The 26,132-nt window shown below is 54.3% G+C and carries 22 protein-coding genes; 14 read left to right on the top strand and 8 right to left on the bottom strand.

Features of this window, described 5'->3' with window-relative positions; translation table 11 throughout:
- The first annotated feature begins 304 nt into the window (after window positions 1–304).
- Together ACLD3P_RS14940 and avtA are read left to right on the top strand one after the other, a co-directional pair.
- Complete coding sequence (locus ACLD3P_RS14940) at window positions 305–2,332, top strand: alpha-amylase (protein WP_131046742.1); 2,028 nt, start codon at window positions 305–307, stop codon at window positions 2,330–2,332.
- A 173-nt stretch (window positions 2,333–2,505) separates the two neighbouring features.
- The gene (gene avtA / locus ACLD3P_RS14935) at window positions 2,506–3,756 is read left to right on the top strand and encodes a valine--pyruvate transaminase (RefSeq protein ID WP_000144384.1); all 1,251 of its coding nucleotides are present in this window, start codon (window positions 2,506–2,508) and stop codon (window positions 3,754–3,756) included.
- A 36-nt stretch (window positions 3,757–3,792) separates the two neighbouring features.
- On the opposite strand, the gene ACLD3P_RS14930 is transcribed toward avtA, so the two are convergent.
- Both ACLD3P_RS14930 and yiaJ read right to left on the bottom strand, forming a co-directional pair.
- Window positions 3,793–4,266 carry a 4Fe-4S dicluster domain-containing protein gene (locus ACLD3P_RS14930; protein WP_001078819.1) on the bottom strand — a complete coding sequence of 158 codons (474 nt, stop codon included), beginning with the start codon at window positions 4,264–4,266 and terminating at the stop codon, window positions 3,793–3,795.
- Between the two features lie 116 nt (window positions 4,267–4,382).
- Window positions 4,383–5,183, bottom strand: coding sequence for an IclR family transcriptional regulator YiaJ (gene yiaJ, locus ACLD3P_RS14925; RefSeq protein ID WP_000081338.1), 801 nt, complete (start codon window positions 5,181–5,183; stop codon window positions 4,383–4,385).
- Window positions 5,184–5,412: 229 nt separating this feature from the next.
- Between yiaJ and yiaK the strand changes: the two genes are divergently transcribed.
- From yiaK to araD, 10 genes are all read left to right on the top strand, one after another.
- A complete protein-coding gene (yiaK, locus tag ACLD3P_RS14920; RefSeq protein WP_000869009.1) occupies window positions 5,413–6,411 on the top strand; it encodes a 3-dehydro-L-gulonate 2-dehydrogenase in 999 nt (332 codons plus the stop codon).
- Window positions 6,412–6,422: 11 nt separating this feature from the next.
- The gene (locus ACLD3P_RS14915; protein ID WP_000576059.1) at window positions 6,423–6,887 is read left to right on the top strand and encodes a YhcH/YjgK/YiaL family protein; all 465 of its coding nucleotides are present in this window, start codon (window positions 6,423–6,425) and stop codon (window positions 6,885–6,887) included.
- Between the two features lie 23 nt (window positions 6,888–6,910).
- A complete protein-coding gene (locus tag ACLD3P_RS14910; protein ID WP_411006471.1) occupies window positions 6,911–7,843 on the top strand; it encodes a DUF4862 family protein in 933 nt (310 codons plus the stop codon).
- Window positions 7,844–7,981: 138 nt separating this feature from the next.
- Window positions 7,982–8,455 carry a 2,3-diketo-L-gulonate TRAP transporter small permease YiaM gene (yiaM, locus tag ACLD3P_RS14905; RefSeq protein WP_000832316.1) on the top strand — a complete coding sequence of 158 codons (474 nt, stop codon included), beginning with the start codon at window positions 7,982–7,984 and terminating at the stop codon, window positions 8,453–8,455.
- Between the two features lie 2 nt (window positions 8,456–8,457).
- The gene (gene yiaN, locus ACLD3P_RS14900; protein WP_000301822.1) at window positions 8,458–9,735 is read left to right on the top strand and encodes a 2,3-diketo-L-gulonate TRAP transporter large permease YiaN; all 1,278 of its coding nucleotides are present in this window, start codon (window positions 8,458–8,460) and stop codon (window positions 9,733–9,735) included.
- Between the two features lie 11 nt (window positions 9,736–9,746).
- Window positions 9,747–10,733, top strand: coding sequence for a 2,3-diketo-L-gulonate TRAP transporter substrate-binding protein YiaO (yiaO, locus tag ACLD3P_RS14895; protein WP_000766337.1), 987 nt, complete (start codon window positions 9,747–9,749; stop codon window positions 10,731–10,733).
- A 3-nt stretch (window positions 10,734–10,736) separates the two neighbouring features.
- A complete protein-coding gene (locus ACLD3P_RS14890; RefSeq protein ID WP_079846394.1) occupies window positions 10,737–12,233 on the top strand; it encodes an FGGY-family carbohydrate kinase in 1,497 nt (498 codons plus the stop codon).
- Window positions 12,230–12,892 (top strand): 3-dehydro-L-gulonate-6-phosphate decarboxylase, encoded by a 663-nt coding sequence (ulaD, locus tag ACLD3P_RS14885; RefSeq protein WP_411006472.1) that lies wholly within the window; start codon window positions 12,230–12,232, stop codon window positions 12,890–12,892. The genes ACLD3P_RS14890 and ulaD overlap by 4 nt, the downstream gene beginning before the upstream one ends.
- Entirely contained in the window at window positions 12,885–13,745 is an 861-nt protein-coding gene (locus ACLD3P_RS14880; RefSeq protein WP_001528309.1) for an L-ribulose-5-phosphate 3-epimerase, read from the top strand. Before ulaD ends, ACLD3P_RS14880 begins: the two co-directional genes overlap by 8 nt.
- Window positions 13,739–14,434 (top strand): L-ribulose-5-phosphate 4-epimerase, encoded by a 696-nt coding sequence (gene araD / locus ACLD3P_RS14875; protein WP_411006473.1) that lies wholly within the window; start codon window positions 13,739–13,741, stop codon window positions 14,432–14,434. The genes ACLD3P_RS14880 and araD overlap by 7 nt, the downstream gene beginning before the upstream one ends.
- A gap of 160 nt (window positions 14,435–14,594) precedes the next feature.
- Here the strand turns inward: araD and ACLD3P_RS14870 are convergent, their stop codons facing one another.
- A complete protein-coding gene (locus tag ACLD3P_RS14870) occupies window positions 14,595–15,410 on the bottom strand; it encodes a helix-turn-helix domain-containing protein (RefSeq protein WP_411006474.1) in 816 nt (271 codons plus the stop codon).
- A gap of 263 nt (window positions 15,411–15,673) precedes the next feature.
- Here ACLD3P_RS14870 and ACLD3P_RS14865 point away from each other — a divergent pair, with 263 nt between their 5' ends.
- A complete protein-coding gene (locus ACLD3P_RS14865; protein ID WP_411006475.1) occupies window positions 15,674–17,629 on the top strand; it encodes a glycoside hydrolase family 127 protein in 1,956 nt (651 codons plus the stop codon).
- 117 nt (window positions 17,630–17,746) lie between these two features.
- Here the strand turns inward: ACLD3P_RS14865 and aldB are convergent, their stop codons facing one another.
- Entirely contained in the window at window positions 17,747–19,285 is a 1,539-nt protein-coding gene (aldB, locus tag ACLD3P_RS14860; protein WP_000183988.1) for an aldehyde dehydrogenase AldB, read from the bottom strand.
- Between the two features lie 168 nt (window positions 19,286–19,453).
- Between aldB and ACLD3P_RS14855 the strand changes: the two genes are divergently transcribed.
- Window positions 19,454–20,335, top strand: a complete 882-nt coding sequence (locus tag ACLD3P_RS14855; protein ID WP_131046738.1) for an ROK family protein — start codon at window positions 19,454–19,456, stop codon at window positions 20,333–20,335.
- Window positions 20,336–20,406: 71 nt separating this feature from the next.
- On the opposite strand, the gene yiaY is transcribed toward ACLD3P_RS14855, so the two are convergent.
- The 4 genes from yiaY to ACLD3P_RS14835 all read right to left on the bottom strand — a co-directional run bounded on the left by yiaY (window position 20,407) and on the right by ACLD3P_RS14835 (window position 25,689).
- Window positions 20,407–21,558, bottom strand: coding sequence for an L-threonine dehydrogenase (gene yiaY, locus ACLD3P_RS14850; RefSeq protein WP_061377055.1), 1,152 nt, complete (start codon window positions 21,556–21,558; stop codon window positions 20,407–20,409).
- Window positions 21,559–21,743: 185 nt separating this feature from the next.
- On the bottom strand, window positions 21,744–23,594 hold the full coding sequence (gene selB, locus ACLD3P_RS14845) for a selenocysteine-specific translation elongation factor (protein ID WP_000582384.1): 1,851 nt from the start codon (window positions 23,592–23,594) through the stop codon (window positions 21,744–21,746).
- Window positions 23,591–24,982, bottom strand: a complete 1,392-nt coding sequence (selA, locus tag ACLD3P_RS14840) for an L-seryl-tRNA(Sec) selenium transferase (RefSeq protein WP_023229751.1) — start codon at window positions 24,980–24,982, stop codon at window positions 23,591–23,593. The genes selB and selA overlap by 4 nt, the downstream gene beginning before the upstream one ends.
- A 98-nt stretch (window positions 24,983–25,080) precedes the next feature.
- Window positions 25,081–25,689 (bottom strand): glutathione S-transferase, encoded by a 609-nt coding sequence (locus tag ACLD3P_RS14835; RefSeq protein ID WP_000766681.1) that lies wholly within the window; start codon window positions 25,687–25,689, stop codon window positions 25,081–25,083.
- Between the last annotated feature and the right edge of the window lie 443 nt (window positions 25,690–26,132).

The raw sequence follows: 26,132 nt of genomic DNA, 5'->3' as shown, positions 1-26,132 counted from the left end.
GTCGGATTGATACATTCCAACACCTTTTATTTTTCACGAAGTTAAGGTTTGAACCCCAAATTCTAGCAAAAATAGGCTTAAAAAGCACCTCAGGGAATAGTCTTAATCCGAAACTATGTCAACTATTAACGATAACAGACAGCAATAATGCCAATGAAATGTGGCGCTTATCGCAAATAGAGGCGTTTTTTTGCGCCTCGTCGCTCACCCTCGCGCCTCCTCCTGCGCGACTCTCTGCGGGGGAGGAGTTCATTCGCCTAAAAACCAGGCAAGCTGATGAATATTGCCCACAAAGGATAGCGTGATGAAACTTGCCGCCTTCGCTCTGACGCTGATACCCGGTATCGCGATCGCCTCATCATGGACCTCACCCGGTTTTCCGACGTTCTCGACGCAGGAAACCGGGCGCTTTACCAGCCATGCTGCATTAACAAAAGGTACACGCGCGTTAACGCTCCATATTGACCAGCAGTGCTGGCAGCCCTCCGGCGCCATAAAACTCAACCAAATGTTGTCGTTAAAACCCTGCGAAGGCGCGCCGCCGCAATGGCGTTTGTTTAAAGATGGTGACTATACGATAACGGTAGATACCCGCTCCGGTACGCCGACCCTGTTGTTATCGATAAAAACTGAACCTGAACGCACCGCGCAGCTCGCCTACCAGTGTCCCGTCTGGGATGGTTCGCCGCTCACGCTGGATGTTAGCCAGACCTTTCCGGAAGGGACGGTAGTGCGCGATTATTACAGTGGTCAAACCGATACCGTCCAAAACGGGCAAATCACGCTGCAACCTGCCGACAGCCACGGGCTTTTATTGCTGGAACGCGCGGAAACCCATGCATCAGCGCCTTTTAACTGGCGCAACGCCACCGTTTATTTTGTGCTTACGGATCGCTTTCGCAATGGCGATCCAACCAATGACCACAGCTATGGTCGCCATAAGGATGGTATGCAAGAGATTGGCACTTTCCACGGCGGCGATTTACGCGGGTTGACGAGTAAACTGGACTATCTACAGCAATTAGGCGTGAACGCCTTGTGGATAAGCTCGCCGTTTGAACAGATCCACGGCTGGGTCGGCGGCGGAACAAAAGGCGATTTTCCTCATTACGCCTATCACGGCTATTACACTCAGGACTGGACGACGCTGGATGCCAATATGGGCAGCGAAGCCGATCTCCGCGCGCTGGTCGACGGCGCGCACCAGCGCGGCATCCGTATTTTATTTGACGTAGTAATGAATCATGCCGGTTACGCCACGCTGGCGGATATGCAGGAGTATCAGTTCGGCGCGCTCTATTTATCCGGCGCGGAACGGCAAAAAATTCTCGGCGATCGCTGGACAAACTGGCGACCCGCCGCCGGACAAAGCTGGCACAGCTTTAACGACTACATCAACTTCAGCGACAGCGCCGCCTGGGAAAAATGGTGGGGGAAAAAGTGGATTCGTACCGATATTGGCGACTACGACAGTCCGGGATTTGACGATTTAACCCTGTCGCTGGCCTTCCTGCCGGATATAAAAACGGAATCTACCACGCCTTCCGGCCTACCCGTGTTCTATGCCAACAAATCCGATACTAAAGCAAAGTTCATTGAAGGCTATACGCCACGGGATTATCTGACTCACTGGTTAAGCCAGTGGGTGCATGATTACGGCATTGACGGGTTCCGGGTCGATACTGCCAAAAACGTTGAGCTTCCTGCCTGGCAACAGCTAAAAACCCAGGCCAGCGCGGCGTTACATGAATGGAAGCAGGCCAATCCGGACAAAGCGCTGGATGATAGCCCGTTCTGGATGACTGGCGAAGCGTGGGGCCACGGCGTCATGAAAAGTGATTATTATCGCTATGGTTTCGACGCGATGATCAATTTTGATTATCAGGAGCAGGCCGCGAAAGCGGTCGATTGCCTGGCGGAAATGGGGCCAGTCTGGCAGCAGATGGCGGATAAAATGCAGGATTTCAACGTATTAAGTTACCTCTCCTCGCATGATACGCGCCTTTTCCGTGAGGGCGGTGATAAGGCGGCGGAACTGCTGCTGCTTTCACCGGGCGCGGTGCAGATCTTTTACGGCGATGAATCCGCTCGTCCCTTCGGCCCCACCGGCTCCGACCCGCTGCAAGGCACCCGTTCAGATATGAACTGGCAGGACGTGAGCGGAAAGTCAGCCGCAGCCGTCGCGCACTGGCAGCGTATTAGCCAGTTCCGCGCCAGACATCCCGCCATCGGCGCAGGCCAACAAACCACGCTGACGCTAAAACACGGGTACGGTTTTGTACGCCAGTACGGCGACGATACGGTGATGGTCGTCTGGGCGGGCCGCCGCTAATCGTGGCGCTACCGGTCTCCTCGCGTACCGGTAGCCCCTTCAAAATAAAAAACTAACCTGATAAAAATTTGTAGCATAAAATATCAACACTACCGCCTGACCCCCATTTGCGCCCCGCCATTTGTAGCGTTATGGTTATCCACTTTGACAGACAGTTCGATAGATCACCCGTTATGACATTTTCACTTTTCGGCGATAAATTTACCCGCCATTCAGGCATTACCCGCCTGATGGAGGATCTCAACGACGGCTTACGCACGCCAGGCGCCATCATGCTTGGCGGCGGTAACCCGGCACATATCCCTGCAATGCAGGATTATTTCCAGACGCTACTGACAGAGATGGTAGAAAGCGGCAAAGCCGCTGATGCGCTTTGTAATTATGACGGTCCCCAGGGAAAAACGGCGCTACTGAATGCACTGGCCGTACTGCTACGTGAAACGCTGGGATGGGATATCGAACCACAGAATATTGCGCTGACAAATGGCAGTCAGAGCGCGTTTTTCTACTTATTTAATCTCTTCGCCGGACGTCGCGCCGACGGCAGTACGAAAAAGGTACTATTCCCGCTTGCGCCGGAATACATCGGCTATGCAGATTCCGGTCTGGAAGACGACCTCTTCGTTTCGGCGCGCCCGAATATTGAGCTGCTGCCGGAAGGCCAGTTTAAGTATCACGTCGATTTTGAGCATCTGCACATCGGCGAAGAAACGGGGATGATTTGCGTCTCGCGCCCGACCAACCCAACCGGTAACGTTATCACCGACGAAGAGCTGATGAAACTGGACAGACTGGCGAATCAGCACAACATCCCACTGGTGATTGATAACGCTTATGGCGTACCGTTTCCGGGCATTATCTTTAGCGAGGCGCGCCCGCTGTGGAACCCCAATATTATCCTATGCATGAGCCTCTCGAAGCTGGGGCTGCCCGGTTCCCGCTGCGGGATTATCATCGCCAATGATAAGACGATTACCGCCATTGCCAACATGAACGGCATCATCAGCCTTGCGCCCGGCGGCATGGGTCCGGCGATGATGTGCGAAATGATTAAGCGTAACGATCTGCTGCGGCTGTCGGAAACGGTTATCAAACCTTTCTACTATCAGCGCGTTCAACAGACGATCGCGATCATTCGTCGCTATTTATCCGAAGAACGCTGCCTGATTCATAAACCGGAAGGCGCAATATTTTTGTGGCTGTGGTTTAAAGATCTGCCGATTACCACCGAGCTACTCTATCAACGCTTGAAAGCGCGCGGCGTGCTGATGGTGCCGGGCCACTATTTCTTTCCCGGGCTGGATAAACCCTGGCCGCACACACACCAGTGTATGCGGATGAACTACGTGCCTGAACCGGACAAAATCGAGGCGGGCGTAAAAATTCTGGCAGAAGAGATAGAACGCGCCTGGCGTGAAGGCTGACGGCTATTCCGGCCATCATGCAGGCCGGAACGACATTCAGAAAGGTTGAGAATAGAGGCGCTGGCGCTGCACGTGTGCTGCGTCAACGCACTGTAACGCACTGGTCGGGCAGGCTTCCACGCACGCCGGCCCCGCTTCCCGATGCCAGCAAAGATCGCATTTAATCGCCTGCGCGCCTGACGTGGACGCCACCACGGTCATCGCGCCAAACGGGCAAGCCAGCATACAGCTTTTACAACCAATGCAGCGCGATGGCGTCACGAAGATATGCCCCCGATCACGTCGAATCGCCTGTACCGGGCAGACATTCGCGCACGGCGCGTCCTCACACTGATGGCAGACCGTGGCCGTGGTGAAGCTATCCTCTTTTATCACCCGGATACGCGGCACAAAGTCCGCCGTCGTCACCGCCGCGCTATTCTGCTGTTCCTGGTGCGACACCACGCAGGCGACCTCGCAGGTACGACACCCGATACACGCCGACGCATCCGCCATAATAAACCGGTTCATTGTTCTCCCCCTGCGTTAAAACGCCAGAATGCCAGAGAGCCATTCCCCGCCGCTTTGATCCCACTACGCAAACGGACAAATTTTGTCAGATGCCTGATAAAACCTGGTGAGCTGTCTTATTCGCGAACGGTAAATCCCAGCTCATTAGAGATAGCCTGTGCGGTTTCACGCAACGGTTTGAGCAGATTTTTCTCGCCGATCTGTTTTAGCCGTGACGTCGACAGTGAAATAGAAATGGCGTAAGGCACCCGATGGTGAATATCAAACACAGGCACAGCAATACAGGAAACGCCCAGTTCATTTTCTTCGCGATCCATTGCCATGCTGGTTTCACGAATTTGCGCCAGCTCATCGTACATTGCTGGTAAATCGGTAATGGTATTACGAGTCAGCGGCTGGATCTGATCTTTATGGCTTTCCCAGTAAGACGCCACATAATCCGGCTGACCAAACGCCATATAAATTTTCCCCATCGCCGAGCAGTACAGCGGCATATGCTGGCCAATGTAGGCGCGCGTGCGCAGCATACCGGTGGTCGGTTCCAGCTTATAAATCAGGATAGCGTGATCATCTTCACGGCTGGAAAAATTCACCGTCTCGCCGGTGGCCAGGTTGAGCGCCTCAAGGTGCGGTGCCGCAACGTGGATGATATTCAGCGATGACAGGGCTTTTTGGCCGACGGCAATAAACTTTGTCGTCAGACGGTAGCTCCCGGCCGCCGGCGCTGGCGTCACGTATCCGCAGGATTGAAGCCCCTGCAACAAACGATGGACGGTGCTCTTGTTCAACCCCGCCAGCTCCGACAGGTGCGCCAGTGGGCAACCGTTCGGGTAGTTACTCAAAATTTCTATCAACATCAGGCCACGAAACAGGCTCTGACTCCCCGCAGGCTTCTCTTTATCGTTGTTCTGGCTCATCAGAAAACTCTCTCCTTTCTTGGGCGATCAGATGGTAGCTCAAAGTGTGTTGCAGTTCACGATATCAGCATAAAAAACATAACCCGATGATTTTAATCGTTTTTAAAAACCTTCTCTGGCGTTGCCATGTCAATTTTTGATCTATATATTTGGAACTACATTTCGTATTATGAAATTTATCGACAAAAAAACATACTAAAATTTCTAACAATCGACCAGGAGAACAGGGATGAAAGTAACTTTCGAAGAGTTAAAAGGGGCCTTCTACCGCGTCTTGCGGTCGCGGAATATTGCAGAAGATACCGCCGACGCCTGCGCGGAAATGTTCGCTCGCACCACCGAGTCCGGTGTCTATTCCCACGGCGTGAACCGCTTTCCCCGCTTCATTCAGCAACTAGATAACGGCGACATTATTCCTGATGCTAAACCGCAGCGGGTTACCAGCCTCGGCGCCATCGAACAGTGGGATGCTCAGCGCGCTATCGGCAACCTGACGGCGAAAAAGATGATGGACCGGGCCATCGAGCTGGCTTCCGATCATGGTATTGGCCTGGTGGCGTTACGTAATGCTAACCACTGGATGCGCGGCGGCAGCTACGGCTGGCAGGCGGCGGAAAAAGGCTATATCGGCATTTGCTGGACCAACTCCATCGCCGTCATGCCGCCGTGGGGCGCGAAAGAGTGCCGTATCGGTACCAATCCGCTGATCGTCGCCATCCCTTCCACGCCGATCACGATGGTAGATATGTCGATGTCGATGTTCTCCTACGGGATGTTAGAAGTTAACCGTCTGGCGGGCCGCGAACTGCCGGTGGACGGCGGTTTCGACGATAACGGTCAGTTGACCAAAGAACCGGGCGTTATCGAGAAAAATCGCCGCATTTTACCAATGGGTTACTGGAAAGGATCTGGTCTGTCGATTGTGCTGGACATGATTGCCACCCTGCTTTCCAACGGCTCTTCCGTTGCCGAAGTGACCCAGGAAAACAGCGATGAATATGGCGTTTCGCAGATTTTCATCGCCATAGAAGTGGATAAGCTGATCGATGGCGCAACCCGCGATGCCAAACTGCAGCGGATTATGGATTTCATCACCACCGCTGAACGCGCCGACGACAACGTCGCTATCCGGCTGCCAGGCCACGAATTTACCAAACTGCTGGATGACAACCGCCGTCACGGTATCACCGTTGACGACAGCGTCTGGGCTAAAATTCAGGCGCTGTAAGGAGCCACATCATGATTTTTGGACATATCGCGCAGCCAAATCCATGTCATTTGCCAGCCGCGATCGAGAAAGCGCTTCACTTTTTACGTACCACCGACTTTCGCACGCTGGAACCCGGCGTAGTAGAAATCGACGGCAAAAATATCTTCGCGCAGATTATCGATATGACCACCCGCGATGCTGCTGAAAATCGTCCGGAAGTCCATCGCCGCTATCTGGATATTCAGTTTCTGGCATGGGGCGAAGAGAAAATTGGGGTTGCCATTGATACCGGTAATAATCAAATCAGCGAGTCATTATTAGAACAGCGCGATATTATTTTTTATCACGACAGTGAACATGAATCATTCATTGAAATGATACCGGGAAGTTATGCCCTGTTTTTCCCGCAGGATGTTCATCGTCCAGGTTGTAATAAAAGCATTGCTACGCCGATACGGAAAATAGTCGTAAAAGTCGCCATAGACGTTTTATAAAATAGAGTTTACTGGAGCACAAAATGAAAAATAATACCGGTTATATTATCGGTGCGTACCCTTGTGCACCCTCATTTCACCAGAAGAGTGAAGAGGAAGAGACGGAATTCTGGCGGCAACTCTCTGATACTCCGGATATCCGGGGGCTGGAGCAGCCTTGTCTTGAACATCTTCACCCGCTCGGCGACGAGTGGTTATTGCGCCATACACCGGGAAACTGGCAAATCGTGGTCACCGCGATAATGGAAACCATGCGCCGCCGTAGCGAAAACGGTGGTTTTGGATTAGCGTCCAGTGACGAGGAGCAGCGTAAAGCCTGCGTGGAATACTACCGTCATCTTTATCAGAAGATAAATAAACTCAATGCGAAAATCCCCGGCAAAGTCATAGCCCTTGAGCTTCACGCCGCCCCGCTGGCGGGCAATCCGAACGTAGCGCAGGCAACCGACGCCTTTGCGCGCTCATTAAAAGAGATTGCCAACTGGGACTGGTCCTGCGACCTGGTGCTTGAACACTGCGACGCGATGACCGGCCCCGCACCGCGCAAAGGATTCTTACCGTTGGTAAACGTACTGGAAACTATTGCCGACTATGACATAAGCGTCTGTATTAACTGGGCGCGCTCCGCTATTGAAGGGCGGGATACCTCTCTACCGCTGATCCACACGCAGCAGGCCAAACAGGCTGGAAAACTCGGGGCGCTGATGTTCTCCGGTACAACGCTGGATGGAGAATACGGCGAATGGCAGGACCTCCATGCTCCGTTTGCACCTTTCTGTCCACAAAGCCTGATGACGGAGAAACATGTTCAAGAACTGATTACCGCCGCAGCTCCCGAACTGTTGCAGTTTACCGGCATTAAATTGTTGGAAATCAATGCCAGCGCCGATATTAATCACCGCATAAATATATTACGTGATGGTATTAATATGATGAAAAAGGCCACACGCAGCTAACCTGAATTAAACATCATCACCTTAATCCTCGGCCTGCAACTCAACGTTGCGCCGACCTAATATAAACCAAACATAAGAAATTAAGTTCCACTATTCAGCATCGAAAGAAATAAGTTTCTATAACCTGATGGAGTCGTTATGAAGCGGGTACTTGAGGGCATACTTGCGGTATTAATTGCCGTACTTTCCTGCATTGTATTTATTAACGTTATTTTACGTTACGGTTTTGAGAGCAGTATTTTGTCGGTAGATGAACTATCACGTTATCTATTTGTATGGCTGACGTTTATTGGCGCCATCGTTGCATTTATGGATAACGCTCACGTTCAGGTCACTTTTGTGGTGGAAAAACTTTCGCCAGCGAATCAGCGTCGTCTCTCGCTGCTGACGCATTCACTGATTTTATTGTTATGCCTCGCATTAGGCTGGGGCAGCCTGCAAAAAGCGTTGCAGGACTGGAGCGATCACTCGCCAATCCTCGGTTTACCGATCGGCCTGATGTATATCGCCTGTCTGCCCACAAGCGTTGCTATCGCGTTAATCGAGCTGCGTCGGCTTTATCACTTAATAACGCGTAACGATTCCTTTCAACAACCACAGCAAGGAGCCTAATCATGGCCGTGGTGATATTTCTCTGCTGCCTGCTCGGCGGGATCGCGATAGGTTTACCCATCGCCTGGTCGCTGCTGCTTTGCGGCGCTGCTCTGATGGCATACCTGGATATGTTTGACGTGCAGATTATGGCGCAAACCCTGGTTAACGGCGCGGACAGTTTCTCCCTGCTGGCCATTCCCTTTTTTGTTTTGGCCGGTGAAATCATGAACGCGGGCGGCCTGTCAAAGCGAATTGTCGACCTGCCGATGAAGCTGGTCGGCCATAAGCCCGGCGGCCTGGGCTACGTGGGCGTTATTGCGGCAATGATTATGGCCAGCCTTTCCGGCTCTGCGGTAGCAGATACCGCTGCGGTCGCCGCGCTGCTGGTGCCGATGATGCGCTCCGCAAACTATCCGATCAATCGCTCCGTTGGGTTAATCGCTTCCGGCGGGATCATTGCGCCAATTATTCCCCCCTCGATTCCTTTTATTATCTTCGGCGTTTCCAGCGGCTTGTCGATCAGCAAGCTGTTTATGGCCGGGATCGCACCGGGCATCATGATGGGCGCGGCGCTTATGCTCACCTGGTGGTGGCAGGCCGGGCGATTAAATCTCCCTTCTCAGCCTAAAGCAACACCGCGTGAAATCTGGCAATCATTGGTTTCAGGTATCTGGGCGCTGTTTTTACCGGTGATTATTATCGGCGGCTTCCGTTCCGGACTTTTCACGCCAACGGAGGCAGGGGCGGTTGCCGCGTTTTACGCCCTCTTTGTCGCTGTTGTTATCTATCGGGAATTAACGTTTTCCAGTCTCTACCACGTGCTGGTCAATGCCGCCAAAACGACGTCAGTCGTCATGTTTCTGGTGGCCGCGGCCCAGGTATCCGCCTGGCTGATTACGATCGCGGAATTACCCATGATGGTGTCAGATTTGCTGCAGCCGCTGGTCGACTCTCCGCGACTCTTATTTATCGTCATTATGATCTCAATTATGGTCGTCGGTATGGTGATGGATTTAACGCCAACGGTGTTAATTCTTACCCCTGTATTATTACCATTAGTTAAAGAAGCCAATATTGACCCGATTTATTTCGGCGTCATGTTCATTATTAACTGCTCTATTGGATTAATCACACCGCCCGTTGGCAACGTCCTCAACGTTATTTCCGGGGTAGCAAAATTGAAATTTGATGACGCGGTAAGAGGCGTATTCCCTTACGTTGTCGTACTGATGTCGCTGCTGGTTTTATTTATTTTTATTCCCGAGCTAATTATCACACCGCTTAAATGGATTAATTAAAGGATAATATTATGAAATTACACGTTATTGCTCGTTCATTATTGATAGCTGGTCTGACGGTTTTCAGCGTGTCGTCTCTGGCGGCGCAATCTTTACGTTTTGGTTATGAAACACCGCAAACTGACTCCCAACATATTGCCGCGAAAAAATTTAACGAACTATTAAAAGAAAAAACCAACGGCGAATTAACGCTAAAACTCTTTCCTGACAGCACATTAGGTAACGCCCAGGCAATGATCAGCGGGGTGCGCGGCGGAACCATTGATATGGAAATGTCCGGTTCGAACAATTTCACCGGCCTGGCCCCTGTATTCAACTTACTTGATGTCCCCTTCCTGTTTCGCGATACCGCGCATGCGCATAAAACGCTCGACGGTAAAGTCGGCGATGAACTGAAAAAATCACTCGATTCAAAAGGGTTAAAAGTCCTCGCCTACTGGGAAAACGGCTGGCGCGACGTCACCAACTCCCGCGCGCCGGTAAAAACGCCGGGCGATTTGAAAGGCTTAAAAATCCGCACTAACAACAGCCCAATGAATATCGCGGCCTTTAAAATCTTCGGCGCGAACCCTATTCCGATGCCATTCTCCGAAGTCTATACCGGTCTCGAAACCCGTACGATTGATGCCCAGGAGCACCCTATCAACGTCGTGTGGTCAGCGAAATTCTATGAGGTACAGAAATACCTCTCCCTCACTCATCACGCCTATTCGCCTCTGCTGCTGGTGATCAATAAAGCCAAATTCGACGCTTTAAGCCCGCAGTTCCAGGAGGCACTGCTGAGTTCCGCTAAAGAAGCGGGTGACTACCAGCGCAAACTGGTCGCCGAAGATCAGCAAAAAATTATCGATGGCATGAAAGAAGCCGGAGTTGAAGTCCTGACCGATATCGACCGTAAAGCCTTTAGCGATGCGCTGGGCAGCCAGGTGCGCGATATGTTCCTGAAAGACAACCCGCAGGGCGCCGATCTCCTGAAAGCCGTGGACGAGGTGCAATAAGTCATGAGCAACTACTGGCTGGGGTTAGATTGTGGTGGGAGTTGGCTAAAAGCCGGGTTGTACGATGGCGCAGGCCGGGAAGTAGCGGTGCAACGCCTGCCGCTACACGCTTTAAGCCCGCAGCCAGGCTGGGTTGAACGCGATATGACCGAACTGTGGCAACAGTGCGGCTCGGTCATCAACAAACTGCTGGCGCACACGGGGGTGAGCGGCTCACAAATCCGCGGTCTGGGCATTTCCGCTCAGGGTAAGGGCCTGTTTCTGTTAGATAAAAGCGATCGGCCATTAGGTAAAGCGATACTCTCTTCCGACCGTCGCGCCATGGAAATTGTCCAGCGCTGGCAAAAAGAGGCGGTTCCGCAAAAACTCTACCCTCTGACCCGACAAACCCTGTGGACCGGGCATCCGGTCTCCCTTTTACGCTGGGTAAAAGAGAATGAGCCGCAGCGCTACGCGCAGATAGGCAGCGTCATGATGACGCATGACTATCTGCGCTGGTGCTTAACCGGCGTTAAAGGCTGTGAGGAGAGCAACATCTCCGAGTCCAACCTCTACAACATGGCGACGGGCCAGTACGACCCGCGCCTGACCGAGTGGCTGGGCATCAGTGAAATCGACAGCGCGCTGCCCCCCGTGATGGGTTCAGCCGAAATATGCGGGGAGATCACCGCTCAGGCGGCCGCCATCACCGGTCTGGCGGTGGGCACCCCCGTCGTCGGCGGCCTGTTTGACGTGGTTTCCACCGCCCTTTGCGCCGGTATTGAGGATGAATCAACGCTCAATGCGGTGATGGGGACCTGGGCCGTCACCAGCGGCATCGCTCACGGTCTGCGCGACCATGAGGCCCATCCTTACGTCTATGGCCGCTACGTCAATGACGGGCAGTATATCGTTCACGAAGCCAGCCCGACCTCTTCCGGCAACCTTGAATGGTTCACCGCCCAGTGGGGCGACCTCTCTTTTGATGAGATCAACCAGGCGGTTGCCAGCCTGCCGAAAGCCGGTAGCGACCTCTTTTTTCTGCCGTTTCTCTACGGCAGCAATGCCGGACTGGAGATGACCTGCGGTTTTTACGGTATGCAGGCGCTGCACACCCGCGCGCACCTGCTGCAGGCGATTTATGAAGGCGTGGTCTTCAGCCATATGACCCACCTCAACCGCATGCGTGAACGCTTTACCGAGGTTTGCGCCCTGCGCGTTACCGGCGGACCGGCCCACTCCGACGTCTGGATGCAGATGCTGGCGGACGTCAGCGGCCTGCGCATTGAGCTGCCGCAGGTGGAGGAGACCGGCTGCTTCGGCGCGGCGCTGGCTGCCCGCGTCGGCACCGGCGTATATCGCAATTTCCGCGAGGCCCAACGCGACCTCCGGCACCCGGTGCGCACGCTGCTGCCGGACATGGCCGCGCACGCCCTCTACCAGCGCAAATACCGCCAATACCAGCATTTGATTGAAGCACTACAGGGCTATCACGCCCGTATTAAGGAGCACGCATTATGAGCCGACCATTACTGCAACTGGCGCTCGACCACACCAGTCTGGAAGCAGCCCAGCGCGATGTCGCCCTGCTACAGGACCACGTCGATATCGTTGAGGCGGGCACGATTCTCTGCTTAACCGAAGGGTTAGGCGCGGTGAAAGCCCTGCGAGCGCAGTGCCCGGAAAAAATCATCGTCGCCGACTGGAAAGTGGCCGATGCCGGTGAAACCCTGGCGCAGCAGGCTTTTGGCGCTGGCGCCAACTGGATGACTATCATCTGCGCCGCACCGCTCGCCACGGTCGAAAAAGGCCACGCCGTCGCGCAATCCTGTGGCGGTGAAATTCAAATGGAGCTGTTCGGCAACTGGACGCTGGACGACGCCCGAGACTGGTATCGCGTCGGGGTTCGCCAGGCGATTTACCACCGCGGACGCGATGCGCAGGCCAGCGGGCAGCAGTGGGGCGAAGCGGACCTGGCGCGTATGAAGGCGTTGTCCGACATCGGCCTTGAACTGTCAATTACCGGCGGCATTACCCCAGCGGATCTGCCGCTGTTCCGCGACATTAACGTCAAGGCATTTATCGCCGGACGCGCGCTGGCAGGTGCCGCCCATCCGGCGCAGGTCGCCGCCGAATTCCACGCCCAAATTGACGCCATCTGGGGAGAAAAGCATGCGTAATCATCCATTAGGGATCTATGAAAAAGCGCTGGCGAAAGACCTCAGTTGGCCAGAGCGGCTGGTGCTGGCAAAAAGCTGCGGTTTTGATTTTGTCGAGATGTCGGTGGACGAAACGGATGAACGCCTTTCTCGCCTGGAGTGGACGCCAGCCCAACGCGCATCGCTGGTGAACGCGATGCTGGAAAGCGGCGTCGCTATCCCGTCAATGTGTCTCTCCGCCCATCGCCGTTTCCCTTTTGGCAGCCGCGACGAAGCGGTACGCGAGCGGGCGCGTGAAATCATGACCAAAGCCATTCGCCTGGCGCGCGACCTGGGGATCCGCACCATCCAGTTGGCAGGTTACGACGTCTATTACGAAGAACACGACGAAGGCACCCAGCAACGTTTCGCCGAAGGGCTGGCGTGGGCGGTGGAACAGGCCGCAGCGGCGCAGGTGATGCTGGCGGTGGAGATCATGGATACCGCGTTTATGAACTCCATCAGCAAGTGGAAAAAGTGGGACGAGATGCTTTCGTCACCGTGGTTCACCGTTTATCCAGACGTCGGCAACCTCAGCGCCTGGGGGAACGACGTGACCGCCGAACTGAAGCTGGGTATCGACCGTATCGCCGCTATCCACCTGAAAGACACGCTGCCGGTGACCGGCGATAGCCCCGGTCAGTTCCGCGACGTGCCGTTTGGCGAAGGATGCGTTGATTTTGTCGGCATCTTCAAAACGCTGCATGAGCTGAACTATCGCGGTTCATTTCTGATTGAGATGTGGACAGAGAAAGCCAGCGAGCCGGTGCTGGAAATTATCCAGGCCCGCCGCTGGATTGAATCACGGATGCAGGAAGGAGGTTTCACATGTTAGAGCAACTGAAAGCCGAGGTGCTGGCGGCCAACCTGGCGCTTCCGGCGCACGGGCTGGTCACCTTTACCTGGGGCAACGTCAGCGCGGTCGATGAGACGCGCAAACTGATGGTCATCAAGCCTTCCGGCGTTGAATATGAGGAGATGACCGCCGACGATATGGTGGTGGTAGAGATCGCCAGCGGTAAGGTCGTTGAAAGCAACAAAAAACCGTCGTCCGATACCGCGACCCATCTGGCGCTCTATCGCCGCTATCCGCAGATCGGCGGGATCGTTCATACCCATTCCCGCCATGCGACGATCTGGTCGCAGGCCGGGCTCGATCTGCCCGCCTGGGGCACCACCCACGCCGACTATTTCTATGGCGCGATCCCCTGTACCCGACTGATGACCGTTGAGGAAATTAACGGCGAGTACGAGTATCAGACCGGCGAGGTGATTATTAAAACCTTTGAAGAGCGCGGTCTGGATCCGGCGCAAATCCCGGCGGTATTGGTTCATTCGCACGGCCCGTTTGCCTGGGGTAAAAATGCCGCCGATGCCGTCCACAACGCCGTGGTGCTTGAGGAGTGCGCCTATATGGGGCTGTTCTCGCGCCAGCTGGCCCCGCAGTTGCCGGATATGCAGCCGGAATTGCTCGATAAACACTATCTGCGTAAACACGGCGCGAATGCCTATTACGGGCAGTAATGCCGGCAGCCACAGCCTGTGTCGGATGGCGGCTGCGCCTTATCCGACCTACAAGATTTGCAATATCAATACGTTGTGATGAACTCTCGTAGGCCCGATAAGCAAAGCGCCATCGGGCATTCAGTTTGCAACCGCGTTGTCAGAGGGCCAAAGATTATACTCAAGAATTAACGTGTTCCTTACTGTAGCGCCGCTTCCAGGCGGTAGGCGTCAGGCCGGTGTGCTTGCGGAAGATCTGGCGAAAGTAACCAACATCATTAAAACCGCACCGCTCCGCCACCTCTTTTAACGAACGCGCGTCGCTAATCAGCAACTTTTCCGCCTCGCGCACCCGCTGGCGGTGGATGGCCTCCGTTAGCGTAAGGTGAAATACCCGCCGATAAACGCGTCCCAGATAATCCACATTGCAATGCAGTTCTTTCGCCAGAACTGAGCTGGAAAGCGGCAGGTGATAGTGCGTTCGAATCAGCTGCTGTACTTTCCAGGCCAGCGACACGCCAGCGGCCTCGGCGTTTTCATTCTGCCGGGCGTCAACAGTGAGCTGCTGCAAAATCAGCAGCACGATGAACTCCAGCGCCGGGCTGCGCTGGTGCTCTTCCTGCTCGTTCATAAACTGGCGAAAAAGCGCAATCAGCGCCTGCGGATCGGCAACCTGGGTATGCTGCGGCACGGAAAGATGCGTCAGCCAGCGCGGGTCGCTGTCCGGCGCTTTGACCTCAAAATGGAGCCAGTAAAATTTAAGATCGGCGGGAAACTCCTCAACGCCAATATGGCGGCGATGCGGCCAAAGCAACAGGCTTTCCCCGGCGTCGACACAGAAAACACATTCTTCTTCCTGAATTTTCAGGCAGCCTTTTTCCACAAATATAATTTCCCACGATTGCAGACGCCTGGCAGGATGACGCCCAATGCCGCGAGAAATAAATAATCCGCCGTTTTGGACTTTAATCGGTAATGTCATGGATAATTCGAGCATTAATATGTCATTTCCCGCTCATTCAGCACCGTATTTCATATTAGCTTTTGATTATTAACTAAAAATAGTCATTTCACTCGATCCATCTCACATTTTTAAATACGGGTCGGAATCGTCATCTTTTTTTACTCTTTTATCGCCTTGTCGCTCACCGCTATCCGGGCAAAATGAATCAGGTCATAACGCGAAAATAAAAATTACTGCCATAAAATACCCCGTCAGCGAGGAATATCTATGACCTCTACAGCCTTAAGGAGCACGAAATGAACGTACTGGAAGTCGATCTGCATAAACTGACGGTCAGCGATCCGTTCCTCGGACAGTATCAACAACTGGTTCGCGATGTGGTTATTCCTTACCAGTGGGATGCGTTAAACGATCGTATTCCAGAGGCTGAACCCAGCCATGCCATTGAAAATTTCCGCATTGCCGCAGGCCAGCAGACGGGCGACTTTTACGGCATGGTCTTTCAGGACAGCGACGTGGCGAAATGGCTGGAAGCGGTTGCCTGGTCACTGTGCCAGAAGCCCGATCCCGCGCTTGAGAAAACCGCCGATGAGGTGATTGAACTGGTGGCCGCCGCGCAGTGTGACGATGGCTATCTCAATACGTACTTTACGGCAAAAGCCCCGCAAGAACGCTGGAGCAACCTGGCGGAGTGCCACGAGCTTTATTGCGCCGGGCATCTGATTGAAGCGGGCGTCGCCTTCTTTCAGGCCACCGGTAAGCGTCGGCTGCTAGACGTCGTTTGTCGCCTGGCCGATCATATCGACAGCACTTTCGGCCCTGGCGAAAATCAGCTGCACGGCTATCCGGGCCACCCGGAAATTGAGCTGGCGCTGATGCGTCTGTATGAGGTAACAGAGCAGCCGCGCTATATGATGCTGGCAAGCTACTTTATCGGACAGCGCGGCACCCAACCGCACTTCTACGACGAAGAGTACGAAAAACGCGGCCAAACCTCTTACTGGCATACCTACGGCCCGGCGTGGATGGTCAAAGACAAAGCCTACAGCCAGGCGCATCTGCCAATTTCGCAGCAGCAGACGGCCATTGGCCACGCGGTACGTTTTGTCTATCTGATGACTGGCGTGGCGCATCTCGCTCGCCTGAGCAACGATGAAGGCAAACGCCAGGACTGCCTGCGTCTGTGGAAAAATATGGCGCAGCGTCAGCTGTATATCACCGGAGGCATCGGTTCACAGAGCAGTGGCGAAGCCTTTAGCAGCGATTACGATTTACCGAATGATTCGGTCTATGCGGAAAGCTGCGCTTCAATCGGCCTGATGATGTTCGCCCGCCGAATGCTGGAAATGGAAGCCGATAGCCAGTACGCCGACGTGATGGAGCGCGCGCTGTACAACACCGTCCTCGGCGGTATGGCGCTGGATGGCAAGCATTTCTTCTACGTCAATCCGCTGGAAGTGCATCCAAAATCGTTAAAATTCAACCATATTTACGATCACGTTAAGCCCATTCGCCAGCGCTGGTTTGGCTGCGCCTGCTGCCCGCCGAACATCGCCCGCGTGCTCACCTCCCTTGGTCACTACATCTACACGCCGCGTGCGGATGCGCTGTACATCAATATGTACGTGGGTAACAGCATGGAAATACCGGTTGAAAATGGCGCGCTCAAACTGCGAATCAGCGGGAACTACCCGTGGCATGAGCAGGTGAAGATCGCCATCGACTCTGTGCAGCCGGTACGTCACACGCTGGCGCTACGTCTGCCGGACTGGTGCCCTGAGGCAAAAGTGACGCTCAACGGGCTGGAAGTGGAGCAGGATATTCGCAAAGGTTATCTGCATATCCGTCGGACCTGGCAGGAGGGCGATACGATAACCCTGACGCTGCCGATGCCGGTTCGCCGCGTGTATGGCAATCCGCTGGCGCGTCACGTCGCCGGTAAGGTCGCCATTCAGCGCGGGCCGCTGGTCTATTGCCTTGAGCAGGCCGATAACGGCGAAGAACTGCATAATCTGTGGCTACCGAAAGAGAGTGAATTCCGGGTCTTTGAGGGCAAAGGGCTTTTTGCGCATAAGATGCTGATTCAGGCTGAAGGCGAGAAGCAAAGCGCCTCAGATGCGCAGCATCAGGCGTTGTGGCACTACGATAACGCGCCGTCATCGCGCCAGCCGCAGACGCTAACGTTCATTCCGTGGTTTAGCTGGGCCAACCGTGGCGAGGGCGAAATGCGGATTTGGGTCAACGAGCGGTAATACTGTGCCGGATGGCGGCTGCGCCTTATCCGGCCTACAAGATTTGCAATATCAGTATATTGCGATGAATTTTTGTAGGCCCGATAAGCGCAGCGCCATCGGGCATTACCTCTTGCGTCAGAACAGCCCCAGCGGCTTATCGGAATAGCTCACCAGCAGACACTTGGTTTGCTGGTAGTGTTCCAGCATCATCTTATGCGTTTCGCGCCCGATGCCCGACTGTTTATAGCCGCCGAACGCCGCATGTGCCGGATAGGCGTGATAGCAGTTGGTCCATACGCGCCCGGCCTGAATGCCGCGCCCCATCTTATAGGCCAGATTGCCGTTGCGGCTCCAGACGCCGGCGCCGAGGCCATACTGCGTATCGTTAGCGATTTCCAGCGCCTCCTCCATGGTTTTAAAGGTGGTTACCGCCAGCACCGGGCCAAAGATCTCCTCCTGAAAGACGCGCATATTATTCTTACCAAACAGAATGGTAGGCTCAAGGTAATAGCCCTCTTTAAGTTCGCCATCCAGCTCCTTGCGTCGCCCACCGGTCAGAATATCGGCCCCCTCTTTTTTACCGATATCGATATAATTGAGGATAGTCTCAAGCTGGCCGTGGGAGACCTGCGCCCCCATCTGTGTACCGCTATCTAGCGGGTTCCCGCTGCGAATGCTCTCTACCCGGCGAATAGCGCGCTCCATAAAGCGCTCATAGATGGACTCCTGGACCAGCGCACGGCTTGGACAGGTACACACCTCGCCCTGGTTAAAGGCAAACAGGGCAAAACCCTCCAGCGCTTTATCAAAGAACGCATCTTCTTCATCCATCACGTCAGCAAAGAAGATATTTGGCGATTTACCGCCTAACTCCAGCGTCACCGGAATAATATTCTGCGTGGCGTACTGCATGATCTGTTGACCCACTTCCGTCGAACCGGTAAACGCCACCTTCGCGATACGTTTCGAGGTCGCCAGATATTCACCGATCTCGCCGCCCGCGCCGTTCACGACGTTGACGACGCCCGGTGGTAACAGATCGCCAATGACTTCCATCAACAGCAGAACGGAAAGCGGCGTCAGGCGTGCCGGTTTAAGCACTACGCAGTTACCCGCCGCCAGCGCTGGCGCCATTTTCCAGCTTGCCATCAACAACGGAAAGTTCCACGGGATTATCTGCCCCACGACGCCAAGCGGTTCGTGAAAATGGTAGGCCACGGTTTCACTATCAACTTCGCTGATCCCGCCCTCCTGCGCACGTATACAGGAGGCGAAATAGCGGAAATGATCGATCGCCAGCGGTACGTCGGCGGCGCTGGTTTCACGAATCGGTTTACCGTTATCCCAGGTTTCCGCTGTCGCCAACAGTTCGAGGTTTTGTTCCATCCGATCGGCGATCTTAAACAAGATAGCGGCACGGTCTTGTACTGACGTATGCGCCCACTTATCTTTCGCCTTATGCGCGGCGTCGAGCGCTAAATCGATATCTTTTTTACCGGAGGAAGCGACTTCACATAGCGGCTGGCCGGTCACTGGCGTCAGGTTTTGATAATATTCGCCGTCGGCGGGCGCAACCCAGTCACCGCCAATAAAATTGTCATAGCGGGCTTTTAACTTCAGTGGGTACCCGTATTCACCTGGCTGAATACGTGTTGAAGGGGGATTGTTCGTCATGACCAACTCCTTATTGTAAAGGTACTCCACAAGGGTAGACGGTACTGGTGAATTTTTCGCCAATGGTTTTCCGCTTTACGACAGCAATCACGAATTACTTTCCTTTACGTTTCTCCGTCTGGTTTTAGCCATACTAAACAGGTGCCTGTTTAACGTACGGAGAACACTATGCAGCAATATATCGGCATTGATGTGGGAGGAACTCACGTCAAATATGGCGTGATTAACAGTGACGGCGAAGAATTAACCCATCATCAATTCGATACGCCAGAGGACGCCTCCACGTTTACCCGCAAATGGCAGGATGTGGTGGCGCGTTGCCAACAGGACTATGACATTGCGGCAATCGGGGTCAGTTTCCCCGGCCATATTAATCCCCATAACGGTTATGCGGCAAAAGCGGGCGCGCTGGCTTACCTGGATGACGTCAACCTGATGGAGTTGTTCAGCGGGCTGACCGATCTGCCGCTGGTCGTGGAGAACGACGCGAACTGCGCGGCGCTGGGCGAAATGTGGCGAGGCGCCGGGCAGCATTATGACAATCTGGTCTGTATCACCATTGGAACAGGCATTGGTGGCGGTATTATCGTCGGACGAGAACTGTATCGCGGCGCACATTTCCATGCCGGTGAATTCGGCGTCATGCCGGTCGGGAATAATGGCGAAAGTATGCACAAAATCGCGTCAACCAGCGGATTAATGGCGTCGTGCCGCCAGGCGCTGGCGCTGCCTGCCGAAGAGATGCCGCCTGCGGATGTGATCTTCGAACGAATGGCGACCGATGTTCATCTGCGTGAGGCGGTCAATGACTGGGCGCGTTATCTGTCACGCGGCGTTTACAGCGTAATCTCTATGTTTGATCCGGGCGTGGTGCTGATCGGCGGAGGAATAAGCGAACAGGAAAAGCTCTACCCGCTCCTGACGCGGCATCTTGAAACGTTTGAAATGTGGGAGGCGCTCCAGGTGCCGATTCAGCCCTGCCAACTGGGAAATCAGGCGGGCAGGCTGGGCGCCGTCTGGCTGGCGCAGCAAAAGCTCGATCGAAGCTAACGTGTTACGCCTTATCCGGCCTGCATCGTCTACGCAGGCCCGGTAAGCGTCCGCGCCACCGGGCAAAGGCGTTACATCGCCGCGCGATAAATTTCCACAATCTCGTCGTGAGTCGCCTGAATCGGGTTCGTCAGACCACAGGCATCTTTAAGAGCATTGGTCGCCAAAACCGGGATATCTTCTTCCTTCACGTTTAGCTCGCGCAGTCCCGCCGGAATGTTGACTTTCTGCGACAGTTGGCGAATGGCCGCCACACACGCCTGCGCGCCTTCCGCCTCGCTCATACCTGATACATCGACGCCCATCGCCGCAGCGCAATCACGCAGGCGAGCCGCCGCTACCTGGCTGTTGAATACCTGCACATGCGGCAGCAGAACCGCGTTACATACGCCGTGCGGTAGGTTGTAGAAACCGCCAAGTTGATGCGCCATAGCATGAACGTAGCCCAGCGACGCATTGTTAAACGCCATTCCCGCCAGGAACTGAGCATAAGCCATCGCTTCACGCGCCTGGACATTGCTCCCCTCTTCAACCGCAACAACCAGATTTTCCGCAATCATCGTTACCGCTTTCAACGCGCAGGCATCGGTAATAGGCGTTGCCGCAACGGAAACATAAGCTTCAATCGCGTGGGTTAACGCATCCATACCGGTTGCCGCCGTCAGGGATTTCGGCATACCAACCATTAAAGAGGAGTCGTTGACAGAGAGCAGCGGCGTAACGTGTTTATCGACGATAGCCATTTTAATATGACGTTCTTCGTCGGTGATGATACAAAAACGGGTCATTTCAGACGCGGTGCCGGCGGTCGTATTAATCGCAATCATCGGCAACTGCGGTTTCGCGGAGCGGTCAACGCCTTCATAGTCACGAATATCGCCGCCATTCGCCGCCACCAGAGCGATACCTTTCGCACAGTCGTGCGGGGAACCGCCGCCCAGCGAGATAACGCTGTCGCAGCCATTTTCTTTCAGAAGCTTCAACCCAGCTGCCACATTGCTGGTGGTAGGGTTAGGCTGCGTACCATCATAAATCACGCTAAAAATATCACGTTCCTGTAGCGCTTTTTGAATATCACCCGCCATCCCTAATTTTGTCAGCATAGCATCCGTAACAATTAATGTACGGCGAAAACCATATTCCGCCATCGTATTCATTGCGTTCTTTAATGAATCGGCACCAATTACATTCACGGAAGGAATAAAAAACGTTGAAGCTGCCATTATACTGTCCTTAATTACCAGAATAAGGTGCGAAGAATACGGGTGAAATTATCCTAATAATATGATCACGATGACTATTTTAAGAAGTCAGAAAAATAAAAAGCACATTAGGTTAATTTCCTGATGTGCTTTTATAAATCAACTCAATAATTGTATTGATTCATTTCTGATTTAATTTAACCATTTCATTCTTTTTGCGGAAATAATAACGCATCACGTAATAAATGATCATTCCCACGACGCCGTGTAAATCCAATCCGGTCAAAATATTCAAGGATCTGAATAGCCAGTTTCCGCCCTACATTCAGCCTGTCGCGAAAATCCGCCGCACACGTTGATCCTCTCTCTTGATCCAGCTCGCGGATCATATTGGCGAAAGCGACAATCCGATCGTTACGATAGTACCGATCTTTTACGATCGCGGTAATGATGCCTTGCTGTGCCGCCTGCCGCAGCACCAGCCGCATCAATTGTTCCTCCGTTCCGGTCTCTTTCGCCAGATCGCGTACCCACCAGGGCTCATCGCCAAATAGCGGTTCGACTTTTTGCCAGACGGCCTGCTGCTCATCGCTAAATCCCGCTTTATGATCCGGCAGATGCAACCAACCGTGATGGCTATGAATCAGGCCGTCATCGCGCATCCGCTCGATCAGCATCAGGACCAGCGCTTCATCTTCCATTGGCAGGGCCATGCGGCGTAAACGCTCGCGTCCCGGCCCCGGTTCATCGCGGTGCTGTTCGTGGTAGGTCGCCAGCGTATCAAGAATCTTACGCTGCCAGCGGGCGGCGACGGGCGCACTTAACAGATTGTCTCCGGCCTGGATAAAACCATGTTGCTCAATAAGCTGACGCATACCGAGAGGATTAAGCTGACGCGCCCAACCGAAATCCGGCAGGTTGACGGCGCCGCGTTCCAGATGAATGGCCAACGCCGCGCTATCGTCCTGCGCGTCGGCAAGCGTTGAAAGCCAGTGCAAATAATCTGGTTTACGTTTACCGCGACGCGGCGCCTTAAGCGTCACCACGCGTGCGCCGGCAAGGGTGGCACGTGCGGAAATATCACGCAGCACTAGTCTGTCATTATCGGCCAGCCACAACGGCGTATCGAAGATCAGCTCGGCCAGCCCGCCTTCCAGCAAAGAGACGCGACCGGTCACATGGCTGGCGGCATGGTGAATATGTAGCGGCTGCCATTGGGAAAGCGGCGCATGAAGCGCCAGAGAAACGATCACCCGGGAAAAAGCTTCCCCCACCGGCGCATCGGAAAGCAGCCAGTCGCCGCGGTTAAGCTGTTCCTTCTCCGCATCGCCCGCAATATTGAGCGCAATACGTTGCCCGGCGTGCGCATGGTCGGTAGGCTGATTTTGTGCGTGCAGGCTACGCACCCGCATCGGTTTATTTACTCCGGTTAACCACAGCGTATCACCTACCTTCACCTCTCCGCTCAACGCCGTTCCGGTCACCACCAGTCCCGCCCCTTTCACCGTAAACGCACGGTCGATAGCCAGACGGAAGCGATGCTGCGCGGCGTGCAAACGTGCAGGAAGCTGCTGTAAATGAGCGCGAAGTTCTGCAATACCGCGTCCTTCATTGGCAGCGGTGACAAATAAAACGGTATCGGCGAAGCCATAGTTGTCGAGCGCCGCCAGTACCTCTTCTCGTACTTCACCGATACGCGCCTCGTCCACGCGATCGGCTTTGGTCAGCGCGACGGTGAGCTGGAGATTGCCCGTCAGTTGCAGGATCTGTAAATGCTCGCGCGTTTGCGCCATAACGCCGTCATCACAGGCGACCACCAGCAAAGCGTGATCGATACCGCCTACGCCCGCCAGCATGTTAGAGAGGAATTTTTCATGCCCAGGCACATCGATAAAGCCCAGCACACGACCATCCGGCTGCGGCCAATAGGCGTAGCCCAGATCGATAGTCATCCCGCGTTTTTTCTCTTCCGGCAGGCGATCGGCATTGACTCCGGTAATCGCCTGGAGCAACGTCGTTTTACCGTGGTCTACGTGTCCGGCAGTTGCAATAATCATTTCAGCATCATCTCCATAAACCGGCTTTCGTCTTCAAGACAGCGCATATCCAGCCATAAACGGCCATCATAAATTCGGCCAATGACCGGTACAGGCAGCGTGCGCCAGCGAGCCGCCAGCGCCTCCAGCCGACTACCGCGCCCGTCGTGCGGGGTAAATGTCATGGCGGCGCTGGGGAGGCGGTCTACCGGTAATGAACCGCTGCCGATTTGCGACAGGCAGGGTTTAACCTCCAGCGCAAATTCATCGCCGTAACGTGCCACCAGCCGCGCCTGTAACCGCTGCGCTTGTTCGCGAATCGACGCTTCACTGCGGGTTAACAGACGCAGGGTGGGTAATTTCTCCGCCAACGCTTCCGGGTGCAGATACAGACGTAACGTTGCCTCCAGCGCCGCCAGCGTCATTTTATCCGCGCGCAGAGCGCGTTTCAGCGGATGGCTTTGCAGTTGGGCAATCATCGCTTTTTTGCCGACGATGATCCCGGCCTGCGGCCCGCCCAGCAACTTATCGCCGGAGAAGCTTACCAGGCTGACGCCTGCGGCAATGAGCTGCTGCGGCATCGGCTCTTTGGGTAAGCCATATTGACTTAAATCCACCAGTGAACCGCTGCCCAGATCCGCCACCACCGGAATATCCAGCTCTCGCCCGATTTCCGCCAGTTCCGCTTCCTCTACCGTTTTGGTAAAGCCCTCAATGCTGTAATTACTGGTATGCACCTTCATCAACAGCCCGGTATTTTCATTTACCGCCTGACGGTAATCTTTCGCGTGCGTCCGGTTGGTGGTGCCTACTTCATGCAGCGTACAGCCCGCCTGGCGCATAACATCCGGAATACGAAACGCGCCGCCGATTTCGACCAGCTCGCCACGCGAAACCACCACCTCTTTGCCGCTGGCGGTCGCCGCCAGCATCAGCAATACCGCCGCCGCATTGTTATTGACGATACAGGCGTCCTCCGCCCCGGTGATACGGCATAACAGCGTCGCCAGCGCCCGGTCGCGATGCCCCCGCCCGGCGCCATCCAAATCATATTCCAGCGTCACCGGCGCGCGCATCGCCTGCGTTACCGCCTCAATCGCTTCTTGCGCCTGCAATGCGCGGCCAAGATTGGTGTGCAGCACCGTCCCCGTCAGGTTAATCACCGGGCGCAGCGCGCTTTGCGCCGCATTTTCCAGCCGGAGTTTCGCCTCTTGCGCCCAGTCTGCGTACCAGTCGGGAAGCGTTTGCGTATTCCGGATGACGTCGCGCGCGTCGTCAAGCATCCGCCTAAGCAGATCAACCACCTGGGTATGGCCATACCGATCGCGCAGAGAAAGAAAAGCGCTATCGTGCAATAAGCGATCGATAGCAGGAAGCTGGCTGTAGAGTGTACGCGTTTCGCTTGTCATGAAAATGCCTGGCTGTTGGTGGCCCTCTCCTGGCGGGAGAGGGATATCGACATAAGGGGGATTGTAACGTGAGTTTGCTCAGGCGGACATAATGCGCGTCAAGCCTTTGGCGCTTCGGTGCGGGCAAAGCTTTCGCGTTGAAAAAGCGTTTCGACCAGTTTGACCAGGTGGGGGCGGCTAACACACCAGCCGGGCGCGACCCGGCGGAAGTTGAGATAGCCTACCGCACAGGCAATCGCGATAGTCGCCAGATTGACCGTATCCGTTTTTAGCGTCCCATCGCTCAGATAACTTTCGAGCATATCCAGGCTGCGGTTGATTTTTTCCCGCTGGCGCAGCAGTTCCGTTTCCGATTGTTGCGCCGCCGGGCGCGCCTGTTCGCGTACAGAAACCAACGCTGCATCCATAATGCCGTCAGCCAACGCTTCAAGCTGGCGAACTTTAAGCGCTGCCATCGGGTCACGCGGGAGCATCGCTGGCGCGATATCCAGCAACTCAATATATTCCGCGATGATCGGCGAATCGAACCAATACTCGCCTTTCTCCGTCACCAGCGCTGGCACCTTACCCAGAGGGTTGTATTGCGCCACGCCGTTATCCGCCTCGTAGGGTAGTTCATTAATAAATTCGAAGGTAATGCCTTTTTCGAGCAGCAGAACAGAGATTTTGCGCACAAAAGGGCTGGTGTAGCTACCGATGAGTTTCATGCCGTGTCCTTTTTGCCAACCAGTAAAAATCATAGTATGGCTCAAATAAGACGAAAAGAGACACAAAAGGAGGTTGCTGAATGACATAACGTGAGAAGGCTCGCGACAAAATGTTTGCCGGATCGTATTGACGTTACCCGGGCTTAAAATTTCTTGTGAAGAAGATCACAAAAACTCAACAAAGCACCAAAATAAAAATGTGAAATATCTCACATAAAATTGCATTTTAAGAGCTAAAAATTAGATTCGTTGTTTTTTTACACAGCCACTTTGTGATCAATATCACATCAATTACCTCTCTACCCCCTATATTAATGTGACACAAATCACATAAATTGTCCCTGTCTGGACAGTTGAACGATTCAGTGCCAGATTGCGCAGTATCTACACTACAGGGTCCGGCTACCTCTGCCGCTACATTAACAAACCTCGGGCTTTCAGCC

The organism is Salmonella sp. 741265073_HBA (genome assembly GCF_046569105.1).
In the GTDB taxonomy this organism is placed as follows: Bacteria; Pseudomonadota; Gammaproteobacteria; order Enterobacterales; family Enterobacteriaceae; genus Salmonella; species Salmonella enterica.
This window is presented reverse-complemented; position numbering and strand designations above follow the sequence as displayed.